Below are 9,937 nucleotides of genomic sequence, written 5' to 3'. Positions count from 1 at the left end.
CCAAATCGAGCGGCCAAACGACTCTCAGCGCGAAGAACGGCCATGAATCGCGCAGCAGCCCTTAGAAGGTCGACCTGAATCAGTTCCCAGCTCGATGAAGGAGCAACGGCGAAGCCGCACAAACGGGTACTGCTCACCCCCAGAAGGCGGGAGCGAGCTTTACCGGTGAACGGGCAGCGACCACTCATACGGAACGACCCACGCGAAGGCCTGACGGGTTCCATGCCACCGGACCGCCTCCGTTCGCGCCGACCGACTTCGCCCGGCTTCTTTCCAATGCCGCTCTCGTCTTTGAGCCCAGATGGCCCTTGGTCGTTCGGTCTTCTCTCAACGAGAGGAACGATCGGCCAAGGGCCACGTCATGAATCACTCGTGGGCGCTCCAGGGGCCCCGCCAAACGGAGATCAAGTCAGCGGACGGCGCCCCGTCAGGCGCCTGGAGCCGTATCAACCACGGTGAACAGCGGCGTTCACCGGTGTCACCGTGCGGAGACCCGCGCGTCCGGCCTGGGCAGCAGGCAGCCGGGACGCTCCAGGTCGAGTTTGTTCCCCGCTCTGACACATGTGGCGAGCCAGTACGTCTGGGTTCCGTAGGCGATGCCCTTGTGCACGCTGATGGCCCCGTCGCGGTTCATCTCGCACGGGTTGTCCAGCGTGCACCGGCCACCATCGTGGTTGCTGGTGTTGTTGATGCCGATGACCTTGCCGCTCCTGGCGTCGACGACCGGGGAACCCGAGGTGCCGTGGCCGGTGTCGCACTGCGGTGTGTAACGGATGACGTCCTTGGTCACATTGCCCACCTCCAGCACCCGGTAGACCAGCGTGTCGACCTCACACGAGAAGATCTTCTTCATGCTCCCGGAGAGCACCCGGATGGCCGTGCCCGGCGTGGGGCGGTCCGCCGACACCGTGAGCGGCCGGATGCGGTAGTCCCGCTCCAACTGCCGATAGGTCGTGTTCAGCTGGTACAGCGCGATGTCGGTACCGGTCAAGGTCACATAGACCGCTCTGGCCACGTGCAGGGTGGCCACCGGCTCACCCGCGCCGTCGAGCAGGTCGACCACGCGGTGGGACGGCTGATCCACCAGAGCCTCGTCCGGAACCGGCCACGTACCCTCGTAGCAGTGCCCGTTGGTCAGGATGAAGGCCCGGTCGTCGGCCGCGCTGGCCGGCATCCGCACCAGCGACCCCGAGCAACCGTCCACATTGACGGTGCCCGCCAGGTCCGCGGTCGCCGCCCGCGCCGGGAAGGCCAGCAGGTTGAGGCCGAGGATGGCGGCGCCCACTACCGCGCCGATTCGCCGAAACAAACGCATCTCATGTCCGTTCATGGGAGGGACCGCGGTCAGCGCGTACCGGGACAGGTGCCCGCGGTGGTACGGCCGGTGCGGAAGAAATCGATCACCTTCGCGGCGCAGGGCAGTCGGCGCAGCGAGGCGTGCGCGTCATCCTGAACCGTCAGCAATGTCCCGCCGACGGCTTTCCACGTGTCCACCGCCCAGGCGTACGGCGTGACATCTTCGTCGGTGTGACCGGACAGTTGCAGTGGGCTGGTTCCCCTGACCGGCTTCCACGGGCGCGCAGGCCACGGCCATTCCCCGCACCAACCGCTGCGCTCGAAATAGCCACCGGTCGCGGGGAAGGCGGCTCTCCGAGCCTGCGCGGTCGCCCACATCTGCTCGAAATCGCGGCCGCCGACACCCTCGTTGCAGAAGATCGCCTGGTACTGGATCAGGTTCAGGCCCAGAGGGTTCTCGTCGAAACCGAACACCTTCGCGGACTCCGGGGCGGGACGCGCCGACAGCGGGACGCCGCCTTCGCGGACGGTGGCGAGATCCCTGGCGGTGGAGATCCAGTTGCTCGGCCCTCCTCCGAGCAGCCGCCTGACCCACTCGCCGTCGAGCACCGTGTTCTCGTCCACCTCACGTGGTTTACGGCGAAGCTCGTCACGCAACGTGAATATGGTTTCGCGGACCATGGCGTCGGTGGTCCCGAAGTGATACTCGCTGTCGTGCCGCGCCAGCCACGGGACGAACGCGTCGAAGCGCTTCTCGTAGAGCGCGTCCATCGTGGCGTCCATGGCGGCAAGGTCGATGACGGGCGGCATCACCGAATCCACCCACATCGCGTTCACCCGGTTGTCGAACAGCGACCGGTAGTTCACGCCCACCGCGGTGCCGTAGGACACCCCGTAGAAGTTGATCTTCGATTCGCCGAGGGCCGCGCGGATCGAATCCACGTCCCGCGCTATGTTCGTGGTGGTCAACTGCTGGACGAAGGCGGGATCCTTGGCGGCGCACCGCTTGTTGTACGCGGCGGTCTCGGCGAATCCGGCCTTCGCCTCCTCCTTGGGGGAGGTGGTGGGCGGCGACTCCTGACCGCCCCTCCTCCCCTTGGCGGACGTGGCGGGCGGCGGATCCTCCGCGTCGCACTTGATCTTGTCGCTGTAGCCCACGCCCCTGGGGTCGAACCCGATCAGGTCATGGTCGACGGCCAGCGGGCCGAGCTTACTGGTGGCGTACGTCGCCGGTGCGTCGATGTTGCTGATGCCGGGACCACCGGGACTGATGACCAGCACACCACGGCGCTTGCTCGGGTCGGCGGCCTTGATCCTGCTCACGGCGATCTTTATCTTGCGACCCTGCGGGTCCGCGTAGTCCAGGGGAACCGTCAGCATGGAGCATTCGGTCCTGGTGTCGTCATCGACGGGCCAGTCCTTGGCCGTCTTGGCGCAATCACGCCACGTCAGAGGTTCTTCGTCGGTGTGAGCGTCGGCCGCGCCGGCGACTCCGAAGCTCGCCAGGCCGATCAGACACGCGACCGCCACGCGCGCCGGACGATTACCTGGGAATACACGGGTGCTGAACATGGTCGCATCTTTCGACGGTCCTGCCCGCGCACCTCCAAGCGCGCGGGGCACGCCGTCAGGCGTACATCGCCCACCCTGGAGGGCAAAGGTCCCCACATCGTCGCGACCCCGTATCAGCGACCGCGCGGTCGTGTATCCGCCTTGTATCCGCACGGGTGCCGCACCCCACCACGAGCTTGCGAAACCCCGTCATCTCTCCGCACCGACGCACGGTAGCCGTTGGAGGCCTTGAAGAGGTGCCGCTAGTGGTAGCACTTCGTTCCAGGCAACAACTTCGCCGGACCCAGGTGACCAGGACTCTGAGACACATCACCGGCGACCGCCCCAACACACCCGTCGCACTTGTTCAGGAAATACCAACTCTCCGTCTCCAACGGAGGTAAGGTTTTTCCCGAACGCCAAGGGGACTGGAGAGCTGATGGAGGCGAGGCCGCGACCTCGGAACGAGGCTGAAGTCCTTGCAGCTGGGATGGCTGTACTGAGCGACCGGTTACCGACCGGATGGAAGATCCAGTCTTTGAGCTACAGGGCCCACGATGCTCGCTTCGACGCGCTTTGGAAGGTGAGGGCCCCAGATGGAACCTCGGCCGTACTGGTAGTGGAATCCAAGCAGGTGGTGGAAAGACGCGACACCGCTACGCTGCTTCAGCAACTGGATGCCTGCACGGGAGAGATTCCCGACAGCCATGGGGTCGTCGTCTCCAGATACCTGTCGCCGCCCGTGCGTAAGCGACTCTCCGATGTCGGCCTGTCCTATGCAGACGCGACAGGGAACGTACACCTGAACGTACCTCGGCCCGGCTTGTACATAGCGGACCGAGGGGCCGATCATGACCCGTGGCGCGGTCCCGGAAGACCACGCGGAACGTTGAAGGGTGCTCCCGCGGCAAAGGTCGTACGTGCACTGTTGGATCACGACAGATCGTGGGCGATCCGCCAACTGGTCGATTTCGCCGACGTTTCCACTGGATCGACTTACAGGGTGATCGATTTCCTCGAGGGCGAGGGTCTGGCTACACGGAACAGTTCGGGCGCAGTCGTCGTGCCCGACTGGGTTGCGCTGCTGAGGCGCTGGAGTGAGGACTACGGCTTTGTCCGGAACAGCCGTGTCACACGTTGGATAGCGCCGAGGGGACTGTCGAATCTCACGCAGCGGGCGTCCGGCAGTCCCATTCAGTACGCCGTAACCGGGACCTTGGCCGCTGCCACGTGGGCCCCCTACGCCCCCGCCCGCTCCGCAATGATCTACGCGGCGGATGCCGAACAAACCGCGCAACTCTGGGATCTTCGTCCTGCCGATGCCGGAGCGAATGTGATGTTGGCCGAGCCCGAAACTGACGTGGTCTTCACTCGCACTGTTGTCGACGCTTCCGGTCTCACGATCGCAGCACCTTCTCAGGTCGCCGTCGATTTGATGACAGGTCCTGGACGCAGCCCTTCCGAAGCCGAAGAACTCATCGAATGGATGATCCGCAATGAATCCTCCTGGCGTGGATAGTGGCGACCTCCTCATCCGATCCCGATCTGCACTGCTTGATGCTTTGACCGCGCTGGAAGCCCACCGCGATGCTGTCATCGTGATCGGCGCACAAGCCATCTACCTGCGCACCGCAGGAAGCCCTGTCGCGCTCGCCGAAACGACTAAGGACAGCGATCTCGCACTCGACCCAAGGGTCCTGGAGGACGAACCGCTTCTGGAGGAATCCATGAGCCGCGCGGGTTTCTATCGTGACCCCATCGATGGACAGCCCGGCGCATGGCTGAATTCCGAAGGCATCCCCGTCGACCTGATGGTGCCCGACGCTCTTGTGGGGCCGGGTACAAAGAACACACGGGGAGCCCGCATCCCACCACATGATCGCCGTGCCACCCGACGTGCTCGAGGCCTCGAAGCCGCTGTCATCGACAACACGGTCATGGACGTCGTTGCCCTTGCCCCGGGTGATTCCCGTACATATCAAGTCAGAGTCGCCGGATCCGCGGCCTTGCTGGTGGCCAAACTCCACAAGATCGCCGAACGAGTTACGGTCCCCCACCGGCTGAATGACAAGGACGCACACGACGCTTACCGCATCCTTATCGACTCCGACACCGCTGAACTGGCCACCACGTTCACGCTCCTCGCTCGCGACCCGATCAGCAGCAAGGTCACCAAGCAGGCGGTGGAACAACTGGCGACGCTGTTCGCGGCAGGACCGGACGCGCTCGGCTCAACGATGGCCGGACGCGCTGAAGAGGGCATTGGCGAGCCCGAGACGGTTGCATTGGCAACGTCCCTGTTGGCTGCTGACCTCGTGCAGGCTTTGAACCGCATCTGAGCCATCCGGCAACTACCCAGAGGGCCCGACCTCAATTTCGAGGCCTGGCCCTCTGCGCTGACGAGCCAGATCCCCCTAAAGGTCTGATCTAGTCGCCTGCCGACACGATGCCCACCGGACAGGCCACGCCCGTCCCGCCGATGCCGCACCGTTCGGGACCTTGAACAGGTCTTGCCGGCGGTAGCGGTGCGCTTCAGGCAACAGATGGTGATCGTGCGTCGCTCTTTACTCACGAAGTTTGCGAAGTCGCTGCGCCAGGTCGGGGATGTCTTCCAGCTCGCCCGTTGCCACGGCGATGACGAGCCTTTCGGCTTCGTCCACGTCCTGGTACTCCAGGATCTCCCCGTTGTCCTCCAGAAAGGCGACGGCCGCCGCCCAAGCGAGCCGCTTGTTACCGTCCACCAGCGGATGCCCGATCAGAATGCTCTGCATCAGAGCCGCCGCTTTCTCCCACAGGTCCGGATAGGCGTCATCGCCGAAGACAGTGGTCTGCGGGCGCAGCACCGCCGCATGCAGTTGGCCACCATCGCGAAGAAGGACCTCCGGCAGCACCACCTCGGCCAAGGCAAGAAGGTCCGAGGTGGTCGGATAGAGCGTCATCGAGCGAGCCGCTCAAGCAGCTCCCGGTCCCGCTCAGCGATCTTCCGGCCCATCGCCTGGTAGCGTTCCCGCCTCCGTCGGGCGATGTATTCCTCGATGGCCACCACCATCGCCGAGTTGACGCTCTGCGCGTCACCGCCGGCGATCTGCTTGATCTGCTCGTACGTCTCATCTGGCAGCCGAAGCCGAGTCTCAGCCATACGATCGACGGTACCACTTTTTGGTACCACCACTCGGTGACATGAGGCCTTCAAGCCTCGTTCCTGCGAACCGGTCTTACCTCAGGAGAAGTACCCATGGTGCAACGCGGCGGACGGAGCCACCTCAGGCTGAGCATGAGCCCTGGTGAGCACAGACCGAACGGAGCGCCTCCGCCCGGCACCCCGACCGATTCGCCTTCGCCCGAATCGCTTGAGGGCGATGACAAAGTTGTCCAGGCAGATATCGTTCACGCTCCAAGGCGCGCGAGTCGCACCGGGAAAGTCAGCGCTACTCCTCTGTCGGCACCAGACCCGTCTGGCAGGCGCCCCACTCAGATGGGTCACCTAGCTTGACGTTGGTGCCGCCGATGCCGCAGTAGCCGTCGGGGTTCTTGTAAAAGTACTGCTGGTGGCAGCACTTCGCTTCAGGCAACAACTCTGCGGGCCCAGGCGACCAGGGCTTTTTGATCAACTCCTTTGCGGGTAGTCCACCCGGACCGAGTGATGACCGCGTACAGCAGCGTCGCGGCGGCCAGCTTTGGCTTGAGGCTGTTGTCGGCATGCCACGAAGTCAGATGGGGTGTGGAGTGGTGCGGCGCCAGGGATTCGCACCCGGAACCTACGGAACAGGAACGATCTCGCTGAGGTGTTGAGGTCTCGAACGTGTCGCTGACCAGCGCGGGCGCACCCGGCCGACGTCACTGACGGGCGGCGAAAAACATGCGAATGTCATCGGCGAGGAGTTGGGGTTCCTCCTGTGCGGCATGGTGCCCGCCTTTGTCGAACTCGTTCCAGTGCACGATAGCGCTGTGATCTCGTTCGGCGAGCGGGCGGATGGAGGGGAAGAAGTCTCCGGCGAAGTAGGCCAGGCCCAAGGGAAAGGATGACGGCTCGGCCGGCGGCCGGTTTCCGTGATAACCGGTGAGGGCCGAGGTGCCGGCGGTATCGGTCAGCCAGTAGATCGTGACATTGGTGAGAATGTAGTCGTCGCTCACCGAATCGGGGAAAAGCTGCAGGTTCCATGCGAGTTGGCCGGCCGGAGAGTCCGCCAATGCGTGCGCGAGAGATTGCGGCTGGGTGGACTGGAGGCTGAGATAGGCGCTGCTGTCGGCCATGAACCGTTCCATGCGACGCAGTTTCGCCAGGTCGTCCGGTCCCAACGTGGCCCGCTCCGCCGGATCGCCGGAGGGCAGGGAGAAGATCTGGGTAACGTGCACCCCGAGGACGCGGTGGGGGTCCAGTCGCCCGAGCTCGATGGAGATCATGGATCCGACATCGTTGCCATGCGCGCCGTAGCGTTCATAGCCCAACCGGCGCATCAGCTCCGCCCACGTCGCAGCGACGCGGCGCCGGTTCCAGCCCGGCTCTCGGGGCGCACTGGAGAACCCAAAGCCGGGCACCGAGGGGATGACAAGGTGGAAGGCGTCGCTCAATCGCTCGATCAGCGGCAAATACTCCACGACAGACATGGGCCAGCCGTGTGTGAGGATGAGCGGCAAGGCGTCTGGGCGCGCCGAACGGATGTGGAGGAAGTGCACGTCAAGCCCGTCGATCTCAGTCATGAACTGCGGGTGTACGTTGATCCGCCTCTCCCAGGCGCGCCAGTCGTAGCCGTCGCGCCAGTACTCCACCAACTGCCGCACGCGGTCGACGGGCACGCCGAGCCCGTGACCGGGCAGAGGGCGGGTGAAGCGGGTCCTGGCCAGGCGGGCGGCCAGCTCGTCCAGGCGCGCTTGCGGGATCGCCACTCGGAACGGCCGCATCATGACCGGGCCACCTTGTCCAGCACCCGGGCCAGCTCCACCGGCGCATTGATCATCGGCCAGTGCCCGGCGTCCAGAGTGATCATGTCGTGGCCGGAGAGGCCGGGTGGGTCGTTCGGATCGCCCGCACAGGCGATGTAGGTGCGTGGCAGGCTCTCCACTGCGCCGAGGTCGGCCGGCGCCGGGTCCTGGTAGGTGCCGATCGGCTGGCCGACGCCGCGTGCCCGCAGCCATGTCCGGTCCTCGGGGGTGAGCCCGTGCTCACCGAAGCCGACGTCGATGATCTCATCGCTCATCACGGGGATCCGCCCGTCCTGGACGGTTTCCATGATCGCCTCGACGACAGGCGCAGGAGTGATGTCGAACAGGCTCTTGCCCGGCTCGGGCAGGAGCCCGGCGAGGTAGACCAGCCGGGCGATCCGCTCAGGGATCGCGTTGGCGGCGATGGTGGCCGGCGCCGCGCCATAGGAGTGCGCCACGAGCACCACCTCGCGCAGGCCGGCGAACTCGATGGCGGCCGTGATGTCACGGGCGTGCGTCGCGAGCGTCGTGGTCGGCGAGCCCAGATGCGCGCGGTCACCGAAGCCGGTGAGCGTCAGCGGGTGCACCTGGTGGCCGGACGCGGTCAGCAGCGGCGTGACCCGCTCCCATGCCCACGCGCCAAGGAACGAACCGCCGACGAGAACGATGGTCGACATAAGCCGACTCCCTTCGATCGATCTGTAGCGGCGCCAGACTAGGAGGAATTGTGGACGCTTTCTGCCCTCATTACGATGATGATCGTGTCCCGTCCGGCGATCCGTGTCCTTTCACTGCTGGAGATCCTTCAGGACCGCGGTCTGGTGCCTGCCGACGAACTCGCCCGGCGCCTGGATGTCGATGCCCGCGCCGTTCGCCGGTACGTCACCGCCCTACGGGAGATGGACATCCCCGTCGAGTCGGTCCGAGGGCGTTACGGCGGCTATCGGCTCGCCTATGGCGTCCGACTGCCGCCCCTGATGCTCGGTGACGAGGAGGCGGTCGCCGTGGCCGTGGCGCTGGCCACGGCGGGCGAGCGGGAGAAGACAGGGAAGCCCAACCCGACCGACCGAGCGCTAGTCAAGCTCAACCGGATCCTGCCCGCACCGCTGCGCCAACGCGTCACCGCGCTGATCGCCGCTACCTCCGCCACCACGGGCCCGTTGACCCCCGAACCGCATCTGGCGCTGACGCTGGCCGAGGCCGTCCATTCCCGCCGCACGGTCCGGATCGAGCACACCCGCGGCGCACGCGATGTGGACCCCTACGGGCTCGTCGTGCACGCACGCGCCTGGTACCTGGTCGGACACGACCATCTCCGCGACGCGGTCCGCATGTTCCGCCTGGACAGGATCGGCGGCGCCGCCGAACTACCCCGCCGGTTCACCCCACCCAGCGGGTTCGACCCCGTGGCGCACGTCCTGCACGCGTTGACGCTCGGTGCCTGGACCCACCGCACCGAGGTGTGGCTGGACACTGACCTGAAGACCGCGCACAACCACCTGCCTGCCACCTTCGGCGACCTCTACTCCTGTGCCGACGGTGGTGTCCTCCTGATCAGCGGGGCAGAAGACCTGCGGGCCATGGCGCGGATCCTCACCGGTCTGCCCTGGCGTTTCACCGTCAGGAACCCGCCCACCCTGGTCACAGCGCTCGCCGAGCACGTCACCGCTCTCGCCCAAGCCGTCGCCCGCTCCCAACCGGCACCGTAGGCGCCGATACCCCCATATCGAGGCTGAGCCTGTCTCCGCTTTGGCGGACAACGTTGGTGTGGCGGTCAGGCATCCTGGGTGGTCTCGCAGGCGGCGGGGCTGACGTAGCCGAGGCCGCTGTGGAGACGGCGGAGGTTGTACCGGCTCTCGATGAACTCGAAGATCGCGCTTCGATCGGCGGCCCGGCTGGGCCAAGCGGCGTTCATCCGGCAGTTCGCCCTTGAACGTGGCGAAGAACGACTCGGCCAGCGCGTTGTCCCAGCATTGGCCCCTGCAGCCGACCGACGGGTGATAACGAGAGGCGCGGCATCGGCCTCGCCGATCTCCTCACCAGCCTGCGCCGACACGGCTTCCACCTGGCTCGACGGCACAACTCCTCCCATCCCCTGACCGCATCACCGGTACCGAACCGGATATCCCATTCGTCATCCGGGGGCGGGACCGTGTCCCGGTCACCG

General features: G+C 65.7%; 9 protein-coding genes and 1 pseudogene. 3 read left to right on the top strand and 7 right to left on the bottom strand.

The genetic code is table 11. The annotated features are described in order from the left end of the window. Positions 1 to 478: 478 nt before the first annotated feature. Complete coding sequence (locus tag ACWDS7_RS42765; RefSeq protein WP_451933943.1) at positions 479 to 1,315, bottom strand: S1 family peptidase; 837 nt, start codon at positions 1,313 to 1,315, stop codon at positions 479 to 481. Between the two features lie 29 nt (positions 1,316 to 1,344). Next, positions 1,345 to 2,868, bottom strand: coding sequence for an alpha/beta fold hydrolase (locus ACWDS7_RS42760; protein ID WP_451933942.1), 1,524 nt, complete (start codon positions 2,866 to 2,868; stop codon positions 1,345 to 1,347). Positions 2,869 to 3,466: 598 nt separating this feature from the next. On the opposite strand from ACWDS7_RS42760, the gene ACWDS7_RS42755 reads away from it, so the two are divergent. Both ACWDS7_RS42755 and ACWDS7_RS42750 read left to right on the top strand, forming a co-directional pair. After that, positions 3,467 to 4,366 (top strand): hypothetical protein, encoded by a 900-nt coding sequence (locus tag ACWDS7_RS42755; RefSeq protein WP_451933941.1) that lies wholly within the window; start codon positions 3,467 to 3,469, stop codon positions 4,364 to 4,366. Next, the gene (locus tag ACWDS7_RS42750; protein ID WP_451933940.1) at positions 4,359 to 5,186 is read left to right on the top strand and encodes a hypothetical protein; all 828 of its coding nucleotides are present in this window, start codon (positions 4,359 to 4,361) and stop codon (positions 5,184 to 5,186) included. Before ACWDS7_RS42755 ends, ACWDS7_RS42750 begins: the two co-directional genes overlap by 8 nt. 225 nt (positions 5,187 to 5,411) lie before the next feature. Here ACWDS7_RS42750 and ACWDS7_RS42745 read toward each other — a convergent pair whose 3' ends face one another. The 4 genes from ACWDS7_RS42745 to ACWDS7_RS42730 all read right to left on the bottom strand — a co-directional run bounded on the left by ACWDS7_RS42745 (position 5,412) and on the right by ACWDS7_RS42730 (position 8,447). Beyond that, a complete protein-coding gene (locus tag ACWDS7_RS42745) occupies positions 5,412 to 5,786 on the bottom strand; it encodes a type II toxin-antitoxin system death-on-curing family toxin (RefSeq protein ID WP_451933939.1) in 375 nt (124 codons plus the stop codon). Next, complete coding sequence (locus tag ACWDS7_RS42740) at positions 5,783 to 5,986, bottom strand: hypothetical protein (protein ID WP_086577476.1); 204 nt, start codon at positions 5,984 to 5,986, stop codon at positions 5,783 to 5,785. The genes ACWDS7_RS42745 and ACWDS7_RS42740 overlap by 4 nt, the downstream gene beginning before the upstream one ends. Positions 5,987 to 6,684: 698 nt before the next feature. Continuing rightward, positions 6,685 to 7,752 (bottom strand): epoxide hydrolase family protein, encoded by a 1,068-nt coding sequence (locus tag ACWDS7_RS42735; protein ID WP_451933938.1) that lies wholly within the window; start codon positions 7,750 to 7,752, stop codon positions 6,685 to 6,687. Beyond that, positions 7,749 to 8,447, bottom strand: a complete 699-nt coding sequence (locus ACWDS7_RS42730) for an alpha/beta fold hydrolase (protein ID WP_451933937.1) — start codon at positions 8,445 to 8,447, stop codon at positions 7,749 to 7,751. Before ACWDS7_RS42730 ends, ACWDS7_RS42735 begins: the two co-directional genes overlap by 4 nt. 84 nt (positions 8,448 to 8,531) lie before the next feature. On the opposite strand from ACWDS7_RS42730, the gene ACWDS7_RS42725 reads away from it, so the two are divergent. Beyond that, positions 8,532 to 9,479 carry a helix-turn-helix transcriptional regulator gene (locus tag ACWDS7_RS42725; RefSeq protein WP_451933936.1) on the top strand — a complete coding sequence of 316 codons (948 nt, stop codon included), beginning with the start codon at positions 8,532 to 8,534 and terminating at the stop codon, positions 9,477 to 9,479. A 65-nt stretch (positions 9,480 to 9,544) separates the two neighbouring features. Here the strand turns inward: ACWDS7_RS42725 and ACWDS7_RS42720 are convergent. Continuing rightward, positions 9,545 to 9,749: pseudogene (locus ACWDS7_RS42720) on the bottom strand (integrase core domain-containing protein); the annotation flags it as partial. Between the last annotated feature and the right edge of the window lie 188 nt (positions 9,750 to 9,937).

The sequence above is a fragment of the Streptosporangium sp. NPDC003464 genome (genome assembly GCF_053588315.1).
Note: the sequence above shows the minus strand (reverse complement) of the source record. Positions and strands in the feature narration are given on the sequence as shown.